The organism is Butyricimonas sp. (assembly GCF_019423355.1).
GTDB classification, from domain to species: domain Bacteria; phylum Bacteroidota; class Bacteroidia; order Bacteroidales; family Marinifilaceae; genus Butyricimonas; species Butyricimonas faecihominis.
On record NZ_JAHZBP010000004.1, the window covers coordinates 316,032 to 331,104 of the forward strand.

Sequence of the window (15,073 nt, forward strand, 5' to 3'; positions counted from 1 at the left end):
CCTCTGTGAATGGGAGTCGGAGACGAATTAATTCTAGATTTATGATTTACGATTTTAGATTTTCTTCCACAAGTCAACGCTTTTTTTCAATTATAAATCATAAATCTAAAATCAATTCGTCACTTCAATCATCTCTTGTCAGGCTAAATTCCTTGTCTGCAAATAATTCTGCCAGTCCGGAGATTTGTTTTAGGCGTAGCAATTCGTCTTTATCCATTCCGATATTACGCATGATCCAAGTGTCGGACATTCCGGCTTTGGTCAGTTCGGCCACGATTTCGGTCATTAATTCGATGCTATGCGTGCCTCTTGCCCGGTTGTGCCGGATGGTAGAGGCCATGCGGTTGGAAATATCTTTGTTGATGACGACTACGGGGAGCAATCCCTTTTCTCGTTCGAATATCCGTTGGGATGTTTTCATGACTTTGTAGCGGTGAAAACCGTCCACGAGTTCATAAATATCCTTTTCCGGGATGTAGTAACAAACGCAGGGCATCGTGTAGCCGTCTTCCCAGATGGATAGTTCCAATAGTTTCATTTCCGGGGGAGCCACTACGTTCGGGTTGTAGGTGTTGGCAACCACCTTATCAATCGGGACGGAAATAACGTTGTATACGGGACTTTTATATTCTTCCATAAGATTCCATGATAGATTTATATTTTTGCATCACCTTGGCCCGGCGTTCCCGTTCGGCTTTCGAGGGGGCGAACCCCATGTATTTACAGGCATGATCGTTTTTCAGGATACAAATGCAGATACGTTTGAACGTGGGGAGTTCTTTGAACTCCGGAATACGTACATCATCCTGATAATCCATGCGCACGGGCTTTTTATCTGTCTTGTAATTTGTCGTTTCGCTAACCGTGATCGGGATTCCCATTCGTCGGAGTTTGGCGATGGTCTCTTCTGCCAGACAGCCGCCTTTGTTTCGCCAAAATTCCATGCTCACGGAGAGTTTGTGCAAGTAGTTTTCCCTAGCCTCGTCCGGTAGGGTGCAAAGGAGAAATTTAAAGTAATCCGACCAAGTCATGTTCTCCGGGAGGGTGATGGACTGCCAGCCCATGGCGGAAGTTCCCCCGTATAACCCGGTAAAGTTGACTCCGTTGACCCGGTTAATCATTTTGCCCCATGTGTCCGGATCTATGGCCCGGTAGAGTTTCAAGCTGGAGAGCGCCTGTGAGATAAACGGGCTGGCTACGCGTTGCCTTTCAAGAGGAACTCCTGCCTGATAATAGAGATCATACAGGTGGTTGTAGTCCCATTGAAATTTTCCGTTGGCGGTCCAGATGTCCGTGGTAAGCCAGTCGTATATGGGGTAGGCGTTAAAGATATTTGCTGTTACTTTGTGAGTCCATTTCAAGTGCTTGTAACTGTGGTAATTCCTGTCCCGGTGGATGGCTTGCCAGCGATGGTAGCTTTCTTGCGTGCGAATCCCGATGAGGCAACAAGTACGTTGAGCGTTTTTCTTCCGGTGATACCATTCTGCAAATTTGACTTGAAAATCGTAGTCCCACATCTCTTCCGAGTAGAAATCAAAATCTTCTTTGCGGTAGCATATTTCGGGCATATCCCTGACCCACAGATCTCGTAAATTATCTTCCCACGGGCGCCAGAAACGCTGGTACATGGAAGTACACGTGGAGACTTTGAACGGGATGCATACTCGGTAGACTTCCAGTAAGTCGGCGTTATCGGCGAGCGTGCGGTCCACGTACCGGATCGTCTCGTTATACTGCACCTCGTAGTCCATGTGAAAAACGCCTAGTTTCCGTTTGAGCTTGTGCTGACGGATATAGTCGATGCACAGGTTTAGTAAAACCCCGCTGTCTTTGCCACCGGAGAAAGACACGTACACGTTATCAAAATCAGAAAAAATTCGTTCCAGTCGGTTTTGCACGACATCATACACACTTTTTTTTATTCTCATAAGTTGGAGGATATACCATTTTTATATACAATTTCCACTCTTTTGAAACTATAAAACCGTTTGTCTTGAAGGTTTCTGCATCTCGGGTGTGGGAAACGGCAAAAAGAGGTTGTTCCCCTGCAAATTCTTTTTTTGCGAAGTCAATCAAGGCGGATAGTAACAAGGAATTGCCTCCTGATACGTAATAATTATCAATACAGGCGCCCGTACTCTTTATGTCAATAGGCATGAAACCTTTCACCACTCCCTTCTCTGTAGCCACAAGCCATTTGTGGTGAACGGAGGTCTTGAACGGATAGTTATTATTGTACCGGAGTACGGGAATACTCATTACCAACGGTGCCACGAGTTGGTATAACCGAGGGTCCGTACCATGTAATTTTTCTATGTCCATTACCGATCGCTTTTTGCAAAACTAATAAAATTAAGCAATGATTCAAAAGAATAATAAATAAACCTTTTAATATAGGCTTTACAAAGTAAATGTCGAACGTGTATATTATCATCTGTTTCTTATGTGAAATATCGGGAAAAGTAATTTGTGTTCTCTTTTTCATTTGTTTGCAGCTCTTGTTGTCGATTCCTGTATTGTGATTATAACCTAACGGCTTGTCTTGACGTTTATAAGGTGAATATTTTAATTCTAACTAAACTGAACTCGATTTATGGCAGATACTACAACAACAGTCTCCAGTAAAGGGGAGAAGAGGAAGATTATATTCCTGATTATCTTTATCATCGTGGCAATCGTGGTTGCCGTTTTGTGGTGGCTGGATTACAGGAAGTATATCCGCACGGACGATGCGAATCTCGATTCGTTCCGGGTGAGTGTTTCGGCTCCGGTGGCGGGACAAGTGACCCGTTTGTACGCGATGGAGGGGGATACCGTGAAACAGGGTGACACATTGTTTATTCTTGACGATAGCGCTTGTACGGTGATGGCTCCTGTTGATGGCGTTGTCGGAAAACGTTGGGTTCTACCGGGAGATCGGATTGAGGCGGGACAGACTGCGTTTACCCTGAATCGGGGAACAGATATTTGGGTAGCGGTTTACTTGGAGGAAACGAAGTTTAAGGAGATTTATCTCGGGCAGAAGGCTCAATTCACTTTGGATGCTTACGATAAGCTAACTTTCGAGGGACGGGTGTATTACATCGGGGACAACACGGCCTCGGAATTCGCTCTTGTTCCTCCGAATAATGCATCCGGTAATTTCACGAAAGTAACCCAACGCATACCGTTGAAGATCTCTATTGATAGGGTTGAAGGTGATGACGGGCAAAAGGCTCGGGTGAAGTTGGTTTCGGGTATGTCTGCAACGGTTAAAATCGAGAAGGAGTGACCATGAATGTCGTTACCGCAACACCGATCGGAGGAAGAAGTTACAAGTGGCTCGTGCTGTTTAACGTCATGTTGACCACGTTTATGGCCGTGCTTGATTCCACGGTAGTCAACACTGGTTTACCCGTGATTATGGGAACGCTTGGGGCGTCCATGAATAGTGCCGAATGGATACTGACGGGCTACATGCTTTCCATGGCAACCATTCTTCCGGCTGCCGGGTGGTTGTCTGATCGTTTCGGTTACAAGCGAATCTTTATTTTCTCGTTAACAGTATTTACCGTGGGTTCGTTCATGTGCGGCAATTCTACGACTATCGGGGAACTGGTATTCTGGCGTATATTTCAGGGAATCGGGGGTGGTTTGCTGATGCCCGTGGGGATGGCTGTGGTAACGACTGTTTTCCCGGTGGAGCAACGGGGTATGGCGCTCGGGTTCTGGGCGATCGCCTCGGCTGCCTCTGTTTCCTTTGGTCCGCTTATCGGTGGCTATCTCGTGGATAATCTGAATTGGAATTATATCTTTTTCGTGAATATTCCTATCGGGATATTCAGTATCATATACACGATGATCGTGCAACAGGAGTACAAGACGGGTATGAGGCAGAAGTTTGACATACCGGGTTTTATCACGTCTGCCGTGTTTTTGCCCGTTTTCCTGTATGGTCTGTCCGAGGTGACCTCAAGTACGAACACGAAAGGGTGGTCCAGCCCGTTGGTGTTGGGATGTATGTGGGTAGCAGTGGTTAGTTTCGTGTTATTCCTCTACACGGAATTGATGGTAAAACATCCTATGATTAATCTCAAGATATTCAGGGACCACAATTTCTCGCTGGCGAACCTGATCGTGTTTATATTCGGGATCGGGATGTTCGGGAGTACTTTTCTGATTCCCTTGTATATGCAGGATTCGCTGGGGTATTCGGCCTACCAGACGGGTTTGTTCTTCCTGCCCGTGGGATTTCTACAAGCGGTGGCATCCCCGTTGGCCGGAAATGCTTCCCGGTGGGTAAACCCAAAGGTCGTGATCGTGTTGGGATTGTTCTTGTTATGTACCAGTTTTTACATGAATTATTCTTTCTCCTTTCTGACCGATAAGTGGTACATCATGATCAGCCTCTATTTGCGGGGAGTCGGGTTAGGGATTCTTTACCCGCCCTTACTCAACGTCTCTTTGCGGCAAATCAGTAACCAACAGATGGCTCAAGCGTCGAGCGTGACGAACATCGTGCGGCAAATCGGGGGAAGTTTCGGGGTGGCCATGTTCAGCCATTTGTTGAGCCAGCGACAGACGTATCACACGGAACGTTATCACGAGGCCATTGCTTACACGGGAGAGACTTACTCGAACGTGGTGGATGGGTTAAGCCGCTTTTTTAGTTCGAGTGGTGGATTGGGACATACGGAATCCGTGTCCTACGCGAAACAATATATACTTGAACACGTGGACATGGAGGCCTATATTAGTGGGATTAACGATGTGTTTTTCGTGGCATTCGTTACCACGTTGCTAGCCGTGATCCCGATGTTCTTCTTGAAAACCAAACGAAAATAAATCTATCGGTTTATCCCTCGGTTTCGTCCTCGTAGTCTTCTTCCACGCTGATACAGTTGAACGAGTAGATCGTTTTGTGAAGATACCGTTCGCCCGGGTTCAAACGGGTGGAAGGAAAACAAGGATGGTGGGGACTGTCTGGGAGCATTTGTGTCTCTAGGGCAATTCCCGAATAGGGACCGTAATGCTTTCCGCCTTTCCCGTTGGCCACGTCGATGTATTTACCCGTGTAAACCTGCAAGCCGGGGTAATCCGACAGGATGGTAACCGTGATCCCGTTTTTCGGGTGGGACAATTCGGCCATGAGTTGGGGTTCTATCGGATCTCCGAACGTGTAGCAATCATCCAACCCGTCTTCCTGCAAGGCGAGGAAAAGCGGTTTGTTGAAATCGAAAGCGTGTTTTTTGTCTGTCGAGAGGACGGTTCCCGTTGGGATTAAATCAGGAGTCGTTTCCAGATAGTGGGAGGTATAAAGCCGTAGTTCGTGATTCCCGATATGCTCGTCGGTCGGCCTTAGATTGAAATAGGGGTGTTGCGTGAGATTTACGTGTGTCGGTTGATCGCAACTAGCCTCGTAAATCATTCGGAACACGTTGTTTTCAATGGAATAACGAACCGTGACGTCCAATGTACCGGGGAAACCGTTCTCCCCATCCGGACTAGTGTAACGCAGAATGAGATGTTCGTTGTCCGGTTGTTCCGCGTCCCAAAGACGTTGATCGAATCCGGGCGTTCCCCCGTGGAGGGTATTTTCTTTTTCATTCTTGTTCAACACGTAAGTCTTGTTGTCAATTGTGATCTCCCCGCCTTTGATGCGGTTACCATAGCGTCCGATGAGCGCCCCGAAATAAGGGTAATTCTTCCGGTACTCCGGGTCAATATATTGTTCAAGGGTATCAAATCCTAAAACCACGTCTACAAGTTTCCACCTGCAATCGCGTACAAATATGTTTTTTATAATCCCGCCGAGATTACATACGTGAATTTCAAGGCATTCATTCTTGAGAATATATTCTTTCAGTTCCATGATCCATGATTTTAATCGACTCATAAAAATAAGCAATAGAATGTAATTTTCATTCGTGTTGAACATGAAATTTTAAAGAAAATACTTTAACTTTGTAGACATACGGGTGGCTAAAAAGCCTATTTTGAATTTTAAACTCTAAATGGTTAACATGGATACAGGCGTGTTGGAACAAAGATTTGAAGAGATTTACGGGACAAAGGTTGAACATCTGTACTTTGCTCCCGGACGGGTAAATCTAATCGGGGAACATATTGATTATAACGGGGGACGGGTGTTCCCGTGTGCGTTGAGTTTCGGGACTTATCTGGCCGTGGCTCGTCGGGATGATCGGAAGATTGCTTTCGCCAGTATGAACCAAACTTTTCAAGTGGAATGTGATCAAAGTATTTTTGAGAATAAACCTGATGAATGGGTGAAGTATCCTTTGGGGGTGGTGAAGGAGTTCTCGGATCGAGGACTTGACCCGTGGGGTTTTAACATCCTGTATTTCGGGAATATTCCGAACGGGGCCGGGTTATCCTCGTCAGCCTCGATAGAGGTCGTGACGGCGTTTATGCTAAACGATCAGTTGAATGCCGGGCTGGACGTGGTGGAGTTGGTGAAAATGTCACAACGGGCAGAGAATGTTTTCGTGGGTATGAATTGCGGGATTATGGACCAGTTTGCCGTGGGTATGGGAAAGAAAGGACACGCTATTGCGCTGGATTGCAGTACTTTGTATTATGATTTGATCCCGCTAAACCTTAATGGATATAAATTGGTAATCACCAATTCAAATAAGAACCATGATCTGGTTACTTCCGAGTATAACGTGCGGCGGAGCCAGTGTGAACAGGCTTTGGCCGATATAAATCAAGAACTGGACGTGAAACATCTGTGTGATTTGAGCGAGGAAGAATTGGAGAGGGTACGTCATCTGATTTCCGATGAAACTGTTTATCGCCGGGTTCGTCATGCCGTTACGGAGAACGAGAGGGTGAATGAAGCCATTGACGTGTTGCAAAAGGGGGATTTGGTTCGTTTCGGGGAATTGATGAACGCGTCGCATCGGTCATTGAAGAAAGATTACGAGGTTACCGGTGTTGAGATGGATACGCTGGCGGAGGAAGGGCAGAAGTTACCGGGCGTGCTGGGGTCCCGGATCACGGGGGGCGGTTTCGGTGGTTGCACCGTGAGTCTTGTGAATGAGGATAACGTGCAGGAATTTATCGAGAAGTTGGCTTCCGTGTATCACGCTAAAGTCGGGTTGAATGCCGAGTTTTACGTGGCGGATATTGGTGATGGCGTGAGGAAAATTTACTAAGTATAAACCATAACAATTGGAAAAATGTTGAACACGAGTTTTGAGTTCTGGGATTATTTCATCTTCGGGGCGTATGCCTTGATGATTATCGCCGTGGGATTATGGGTGTCAAGAGGTAAGAAAGGTGTGCAGAAGACAACGGAGGATTATTTCCTTGCGAGCAAATCGTTACCATGGTGGGCTATCGGAGCCTCGTTGATTGCGGCGAATATCTCTGCCGAGCAATTTATCGGGATGTCCGGATCGGGGTTCGCCGTGGGACTGGCCATTGCCTCGTATGAGTTTATGGCAGCCTTGACCTTGATCATCGTGGGTAAATTCTTTTTACCTATATTTATCAAACAGGGGCTTTACACGATCCCCGAATTCGTGGAAAAACGTTTCTCGACGAACTTGAAGACCATTCTTGCCGTTTTCTGGATCGCCTTGTTTATTTTCGTGAACTTGACTTCCGTGCTTTTCTTGGGGGCAAAAGCTATTGATACGATTATTGGTACGGGTAACGGGGAGTTATTCATTCCCGCTATCGTCGGGCTGGCCTTTGTTGCTGCGGCATATTCCATTTACGGGGGACTATCGGCAGTGGCTTGGACGGATGTGATTCAGGTGGCCTTGTTGATCATCGGGGGCGTTATAACCACGCTTATCGCTTTGGATAACGTGTTGCCCGGTGGCGGTGTCGTGGAGGGATTTAAACACGTCGTGGACACGGCGGGCGATAAGTTCCATATGATTATCTCGAAGGATAACCCGGAGTTTAAAAACCTGCCGGGTATTGCCGTGCTTATCGGTGGTTTATGGGTGGCAAACCTCTATTATTGGGGGTTCAATCAATACATCATCCAGCGGACGTTGGCGGCCAAGTCATTGAAAGAGGCTCAACGAGGTATTGCTTTCGCGGCGTTTCTGAAATTGATCGTGCCTTTGATCGTGGTTATTCCGGGAATCGTGGCTTTCGTGATGTACACCGAGTCTAAAGACCCGTCCGTGACGGCTATGTTCGAGATGACGGGAGGAAATGATAAAGCCTATCCGTGGCTGATCGGGACGTTTGTTCCCACGGGTTTGAAGGGTTTGGTGCTGGCGGCATTGGCTGCGGCTATTGTTTCTTCGTTGGCCTCCATGCTGAATTCGACTTCTACCATATTTACGATGGATATTTATAAACCTTACATCAACCGGGAGGCCTCGCACAAAAAATTAGTGAGTGTGGGACGGATCACGGCAGCCGTGGCGTTGGTGATTGCGGGTTTGATTGCACCCATGATGGCTAATTTCGACCAGATGTTCGTGTATATTCAAGAGTACACGGGGTTAGTGAGCCCCGGTATTCTGGCCGTATTCCTGATGGGTTTATTCTGGAAGAAGACAACAAACCGGGGGGCTATAATCGGAGTGCTGATCTCTATTCCCGTGGCGTTGTTGCTGAAGTTCCTGCCCATCGAAATGCCGTTCCTCGATCAGATGATGTATACGTTCTTGTTGACGATGGTAACGATCGGTATGGTTAGTTTGGCTACCTGCAAGACGGATGATGATCCGAAAGGCTTGGTGTTGACTTCTGAAATGTTCAAAACCGATAAGGTATTTAATATTTGTGCTTACGTGATTTGTATTTTGTTAGCCGTGATTTATACGGCTTGTTGGTAGAGCGTGGATAGAGAATGAGGTGATGTTTCGGGGGTTAAAGGGGGTGATGAGCCTTTACCCCCGATTTTTTCTCTTTACACGGTCGGTACACGGTCGCTCGTGAGCGGCTTTGTACCGGCTTTGTACCGAGAGTGTACCGAAGTTGATCCCTGTCTTCACCCTCACTTCATCCGATCTTGTCGGGGATGTGATTTACTATAAGTTTATATCACAAATTTTCGTCATAAATAAATTTTGCCGAAATATATTGTTGTTCAATTTTTGTTCCATGTAAATAATTATAGCTATGAAAACATACATTAAATTTTTATTCATTGTTGTTGGTATTAGTTCCGTACTCATGGCATTCATTCCGACATCAACAATCAATACGAGTAGAATGTTAATCAATATTGATTGGAAATTACAGGACGTTTCAAATAATGGATATTCCATGATTGAGAGATTTAACGAGGGAGAATTAACAACTAAATTTATTCAAGGATACGACACGACGGTCTCTATAGCATCTTATTATTTATCAGATACGCTAGTCAAGATATTCAATCCTAGGGAAGTTCGAGCATTGAGAAGAGGTGAATACAAGTATATTGTCGTAGAAGATGGGGAAAAAAGTAGAGAACCAAAAAATCCAACACTGATATATGAGATTTTAAATTTGAATAGTGATTCTTTAGAGATTCAATACATACCACGATATGGCGAAATAATACGTGAAGGGAGACCAGTAACATACAAACCATTGAAAAAATAAAACGAATTGTTTTGAACTTGATCCCTGTTTTTTACCTTATATTTCCTATGTTACTAGGGACATGGTTAATTATAAATAGTCAAGTTTAATAGCTGGTTTTCGGAAACCGGGTTATGTCTGTGCGGATTATGTTCTTCAGCACATTTTGCCCTCCCAGAGCAAGATAGTGTCATTAAAATTGTTAAGGGGGTTGTATCTAAAGAAAGAAAAGATTAACTTTGAAATCATCTAAAGTAAGTGTTTCTTATAATTAGTACTTATTGTTTTGACGAAATCAGAGGATGTTTTAATAAAAAAGTTCCGTGCTGGAAATGGTGTGATTTTCAAGGAGATTTTTGATCGATACTATCTCCCCGTGAAGTCGTACGGTTTCCAGTATATCGAGGACGATGAGATTGTTGAAGATTTCGTGCAAGATGCTTTCCTGAAGGTGTGGGAGAAACGGGCGGACTTTTATTTTGTTGCGGCAATTAAAAGTTTCCTGTATATGAGTGTCAGAAATGCTTGTTTGGATTACCTGCGTCACCAAAAAGTGCAACGTCGCAATGAGCCGGAATTAATCCTGTGGCTCACGGAAGAGGGAGAGGAAGAATTTATTCTTGAAGAGGAAGTTCATGCGATGGTGTACGATGCGATAAAGGATTTGTCGGAGCGATCCCGTCGGGTCGTGATTCTGACGATGGAGGGCCTTTCCAATCCTGAAATTGCGAAAGAGTTAGGGGTTTCCGTGAACACGGTGAAGACGATTAAATTGCGTGCTTACAGGGTGTTGCGGGAACGGTTGAAGGGTATTCAGTGGTTGTTATTACTTCTTTTGGGCGTTTAAAGAATTTTTTTTTACAAAGGGTGTCACCCTGTGGGGAGGTGTTCACGTTTTAGGGGAAATTTTTGAAAAATGGAGAAAATTGATCCTAGGATAGAGCTTGTTATTTATCGTTTTTTACGTGGGGAAATCTCCGTGTCTGAACGGGAAATGCTCGAATCTTGGTTACGTGAAGGAAGGCATAGGGAATTGTTCGAGAAAATTTGCAACAAGGAGAATATGCTGGAAAAGTCGTTCTATTTTGATCGACTGGATAAAGGGAGGGAGAAAACGTGGCTCCGTTTGGAACGGGCTACCGGGTTGCGTCGTCGTCTTGTGATGCGTCGCTGGGCGGTGGCAGCTTCATTAATGGTTCCTCTTTTGATCGGGATAATGTACTTGAATATACGGCAGGTAGAACCGGGAGTGCCGGAGCTACGGCAAGAGCGAATTGTTCCGGGAGTATCAACGGCACAGCTTTATTTACCTGATGGCAAAGTGGTCGATTTGGGTAAAGACAGTATTTGTGACTTACAGTTGTTTGAAGGTGGCCGATTCGTGAATGAACGAGGGACGTTGACCTACAAAAGTGATAGTGCTAAAATAAGTGCGGCCCAATACAGCGAAATCCGGATTCCGAGAGGGGGAGAGTATAAAGTCGTGCTGCCTGACGGAACGGTGGTATGGTTAAATGCGGAATCGTCTCTTCGTTTCCCGACCGTGTTTACAGGGAAGGAACGGAAAGTGTACGCGAAGGGGGAGCTTTATTTTGACGTGAAACATGACGAGGCGAAACCTTTTATCGTGGAGGTGGAGAAAGACTACGTGGTTCGGGTACTCGGAACCGAGTTTAATCTCCGGGCGTATGGCGAGTCTTCTCGGGCGACAACGCTGGTGAAAGGACGTGTGCAGGTGAAAGGGGCGGATAACACGGTGCTGTTGAAACCGGGTCAACAAGCCTTTGAGGCTCCGGGTACAAATGATCTTGAAGTGCTTGACGTGGATGTGGCTCCTTACGTGGCATGGCATGAGGGAAAATTCCATTTTGTTCATGTTTCCTTGAAAAATATCATGGAGGAACTATCTCGCTGGTATGATGTGCAGGTTATTTTCGAGAATCCGGCAGTGATGGACGAGTGTTTCACGATCGAGATGCAACGATTTGATGATTTTAATAAAGTATTGAGATTAATTGAACGAACAGGTATGGTGACTATCTCCGTGGATGGCCATACGGTGACTGTAAAATAGAAAAACGGGAGATCTGGACCATCCCCCGTTTAAGTAAGGTGCCTGAGGCACAATGTGAAATTTTAATGATACAAAGTTATGAAAAAAATCAGAACGAGTGGGTTTTTTAGGCGAGCCCATGGGAATTTTTTGTTGATGATGAGGCTGACAATGTTGTGCCTGTTGATGACGTTTGTCTCGTTTACGGCCACGGCGCTGGGTCAACGAACGACGATTAAACTGGACAACGTGGAATTACAAGTTGCTTTTAACGAAATTAAACAGAAAATGGGGTACACGTTCGTGTACAATGATCAGGTGGTGAAAAGTGTGGGGAAGATTTCCGTGAATGTCACGTCTTCTGATATAAGGCAGATTTTGGCGAAATGCTTGGAAGGGACATCTCTTGATTTTTATATCGAGGATAATATAGTTGTGATCAAGGCGAAGACGGAACAATCGGTTCGCGAGACGGAGAAAAAGCCCGTGACCGTGAAAGGAAAAGTGGTGGACGAGAAAAGACAAGCCCTGCCGGGAGTTACTGTTTTGATAAAGGGTACGACCTTGGGGGTAACAACCGGGGTTGAGGGTGATTTTTCGATCGTGGTCACCGACACGACGAATGCCGAACTGGTGTTCTCGTTTATCGGGATGGTATCTCAAACAATTCCTTATAAGAGCATCCCGAAAGGAGAGTGGACCATTGTTTTGAAAGATGACGTGCAGGAGATGGATGAGGTGGTGGTTACGGGTATCTATTCTCGTAAAAAAGAGAGTTTTACAGGATCATCGACAACCTATACGGCTAAGGAATTGAAAACCATCGGTAACACGAACGTGTTGCAGAGTCTGAAGACGATGGACCCTTCTTTTGCCATCATGGAGAACAATCAGTTCGGATCGGACCCGAACCGCTTGCCGGATATTAACGTGCGAGGTAAGACCAGCGTGATCGGCTTGACACAGGAGTACGAGATAGACCCGAATCAACCCTTGTTCATTTTGGACGGGTTCGAAACAACGTTACAGACGATTAGTGACTTGAGCATGGATCGGGTGCAAAACATCACGGTCCTGAAAGATGCGGCGGCCACGGCTATTTATGGTTCGAAGGCGGCTAACGGGGTGGTTGTGGTCGAGACGAAGGCTCCGGCTCCGGGAACGTTGAGGTTGTCATATAGCGGGAATATGAATCTTTCTTTTGCCGATTTGTCGGATTATAACTTGATGAATTCGTCCGAAAAGTTGGAGTTTGAGCGATTGGCCGGTTATTATGGCGATTTGGATGAGAATGGAGAAGTTGAATCGGAGAGTAAACAACGGTTGTACTACCAGCGTTTGGCGGAGGTTACCAGAGGAGTGGACACTTACTGGATGAGCGAGCCTTTGCGTTTTGCTGTTTCCCACAGTCATAATCTTTTTGCCGAAGGTGGAGACGACCGGATGCGTTACGGTTTGGGGTTCAGTTATAATAAGACGCAAGGTGTGATGAAAGGTTCCGACCGGGATGTGATAAATGGTAACGTGCAGTTGCTATATCGGTATAAAACGTTGTCTTTCAAGAATTACTTGAACTTGGATTACACGATGTCTTCCCGGGAGAAGGTGGCTTTCTCGAAATTCTCCCAATCCAATCCTTACCACCGGAAAAAGAACGAGTTCGGTGTGGTGGAACAGGTGCTGGAACAGTATTGGGATTCGGATTCTGATTCTCCGACTTACTTGAAGGATTTAAATACATATAACCCGCTGTTTGATATGAATCAAGGAAGTTTTGACGAGACCACTTCTTTTGGTTTCAGGAATAATTTCGAGATTGACTGGCAGGTGATGGACGGTTTGCGGGCAAAGGGACGTTTCAGTATTTCAAAGTCATCGGCTCAAGGCGAAATTTTTAAATCACCCAAGTCATCGGATTTTGCGGAAGCTGCATCAACCGAACGAGGCTCTTATCGGGAAACGAGGGAAGAGAATTTAAGTTATGACGGGGATTTTAACGTGACGTATGCCAAGTTGTTTAATGAAGTACACATGGTGAATGCCGTGGGTGGAATTCGTTTGGCCTCTAGTAAATTGCAAACCAGTGGTTACGAGACGATCGGTTTTATCGATGACCGTTATTCGAATCCGTCGTTTTCAACGGGTTATCCTAGTGGGGCAAAACCTTCTTACTCCACGAGCGAGAAACGTTCCGTTAGTTATTACCTGAATGCGGGTTATGCTTATGACGATCGGTACCTGTTGGATGTAAATCTTCGTTCGGACGGTTCTTCCGTGTTCGGTTTGTCCCAGCAATTCACAACGACATGGGCGGTCGGAATCGGATGGAATGTTCACAAGGAAAGGTTTTTTCAGAATCAGAACTGGTTGAATTATTTGAAACTGCGCTTCTCTGTCGGTAATCCCGGTAACCAGAATTTTGATGCCTATATTTCCATGAATGTGTACAAGTATGCGACCGATTTCCCGAATCCTTTTGGGGTTAGTGCGATTGTTTCGACTTGGGGAAATAACAACTTGGACTGGCAGAAAACGATTGATCAGAACTATGGTATCGACTTGGCTTTTCTGAATAATCATTTGAAGATCACCGTCGATTATTTCTTTAAGAACACCGACCCGTTACTGGTTTACGTCCAGACCCCGACTTCCACGGGAACCTCTACTGTACCCATGAATCTGGGTAAACAGGTTTCTCAAGGGGTGACGGCCACGTTGAATTATATGATCCTGCAAAGAGAGGGCATAAGTTGGAACTTTAATTTCAACGCTCGTCATATCACGTATGAATACCGGAATATCGGGAATGCACTGGATAAGTTTAATTCGGATAACAGAAGTTCTAATTTAGTAAGATATTATGACGGGGGAAGTCCTTCCGATTTGTGGGCAGTACGTTCCGCGGGAATTGATCCGGCCTCAGGACGGGAGATCTTCATCAAGAAGGATGGCACGCAAACGTTCGTGCATGACTATGCCGATGAGGTAGTTGTCGGGAACTCGGACCCGAAGGTCGAGGGAGTTATCGGTACTTCTTTCTATTACAAGGGATTTACGGCATCTGTCAATTTGCGCTATCGCTTGGGAGGCCAGATATTCTTGTCCACGTTGTATAATAAGGTGGAGAATATTTCGCAGAATGCCTTGCAATACAATCAGGACAAACGGGCGCTATACGATCGTTGGCAGAAACCGGGAGACGTGAGCAAGTATAAGGCTATTTCGTTGACGGAAAAGACCCCGATGTCTTCTCGTTTCGTTGCCGACGAAAATACGCTGAGCGGGGAATCCATCTCTTTGGGATATGAAACTCAGGCTAGATGGTTACATCATATCGGGGCCTCATCGATGACGATCCGGGGCTATATGAATGATATTTTCCGTATATCCACGGTGAAGAATGAACGTGGATTGGATTACCCGTTTGCTCGCACGGTGGCATTTTCTCTGGGATTAACGTTTTAATGACTTAAAGGAATT

General features: G+C 45.6%; 12 protein-coding genes. 8 read left to right on the forward strand and 4 right to left on the reverse strand.

Features of this window, described 5'->3' with window-relative positions:
• Positions 1-124: 124 nt before the first annotated feature.
• Genes QVC79_RS07790 through QVC79_RS07800 form a run of 3 tightly spaced genes read right to left on the reverse strand, consistent with a single transcriptional unit; the run spans position 125 to position 2,322 of the window.
• A complete protein-coding gene (locus QVC79_RS07790) occupies positions 125-637 on the reverse strand; it encodes an IbrB-like domain-containing protein (protein ID WP_087420924.1) in 513 nt (170 codons plus the stop codon).
• Positions 624-1,928, reverse strand: coding sequence for a DUF3440 domain-containing protein (locus tag QVC79_RS07795; protein WP_124315789.1), 1,305 nt, complete (start codon positions 1,926-1,928; stop codon positions 624-626). The genes QVC79_RS07790 and QVC79_RS07795 overlap by 14 nt, the downstream gene beginning before the upstream one ends.
• Entirely contained in the window at positions 1,903-2,322 is a 420-nt protein-coding gene (locus QVC79_RS07800) for a hypothetical protein (RefSeq protein ID WP_270592402.1), read from the reverse strand. The genes QVC79_RS07795 and QVC79_RS07800 overlap by 26 nt, the downstream gene beginning before the upstream one ends.
• A 271-nt stretch (positions 2,323-2,593) precedes the next feature.
• Between QVC79_RS07800 and QVC79_RS07805 the strand changes: the two genes are divergently transcribed.
• Both QVC79_RS07805 and QVC79_RS07810 read left to right on the forward strand, forming a co-directional pair.
• Positions 2,594-3,271, forward strand: a complete 678-nt coding sequence (locus tag QVC79_RS07805) for an HlyD family secretion protein (protein WP_270592404.1) — start codon at positions 2,594-2,596, stop codon at positions 3,269-3,271.
• Between the two features lie 2 nt (positions 3,272-3,273).
• A complete protein-coding gene (locus tag QVC79_RS07810; RefSeq protein ID WP_270593379.1) occupies positions 3,274-4,824 on the forward strand; it encodes a DHA2 family efflux MFS transporter permease subunit in 1,551 nt (516 codons plus the stop codon).
• Between the two features lie 10 nt (positions 4,825-4,834).
• Here the strand turns inward: QVC79_RS07810 and QVC79_RS07815 are convergent, their stop codons facing one another.
• Positions 4,835-5,851 carry an aldose epimerase family protein gene (locus QVC79_RS07815; protein WP_270592406.1) on the reverse strand — a complete coding sequence of 339 codons (1,017 nt, stop codon included), beginning with the start codon at positions 5,849-5,851 and terminating at the stop codon, positions 4,835-4,837.
• Positions 5,852-6,002: 151 nt separating this feature from the next.
• On the opposite strand from QVC79_RS07815, the gene QVC79_RS07820 reads away from it, so the two are divergent.
• From QVC79_RS07820 to QVC79_RS07845, 6 genes are all read left to right on the forward strand, one after another.
• Complete coding sequence (locus QVC79_RS07820) at positions 6,003-7,157, forward strand: galactokinase (protein ID WP_270592408.1); 1,155 nt, start codon at positions 6,003-6,005, stop codon at positions 7,155-7,157.
• Positions 7,158-7,181: 24 nt separating this feature from the next.
• Positions 7,182-8,807, forward strand: coding sequence for a sodium/sugar symporter (locus QVC79_RS07825; RefSeq protein ID WP_124315794.1), 1,626 nt, complete (start codon positions 7,182-7,184; stop codon positions 8,805-8,807).
• 286 nt (positions 8,808-9,093) lie between these two features.
• Positions 9,094-9,561 (forward strand): hypothetical protein, encoded by a 468-nt coding sequence (locus QVC79_RS07830; RefSeq protein ID WP_270592412.1) that lies wholly within the window; start codon positions 9,094-9,096, stop codon positions 9,559-9,561.
• A 265-nt stretch (positions 9,562-9,826) separates the two neighbouring features.
• A complete protein-coding gene (locus QVC79_RS07835) occupies positions 9,827-10,387 on the forward strand; it encodes an RNA polymerase sigma factor (RefSeq protein ID WP_158572041.1) in 561 nt (186 codons plus the stop codon).
• Between the two features lie 69 nt (positions 10,388-10,456).
• Positions 10,457-11,614 (forward strand): FecR family protein, encoded by a 1,158-nt coding sequence (locus QVC79_RS07840; protein ID WP_270592413.1) that lies wholly within the window; start codon positions 10,457-10,459, stop codon positions 11,612-11,614.
• A gap of 78 nt (positions 11,615-11,692) precedes the next feature.
• Complete coding sequence (locus tag QVC79_RS07845) at positions 11,693-15,058, forward strand: SusC/RagA family TonB-linked outer membrane protein (RefSeq protein WP_270592414.1); 3,366 nt, start codon at positions 11,693-11,695, stop codon at positions 15,056-15,058.
• Positions 15,059-15,073 lie beyond the last annotated feature (15 nt).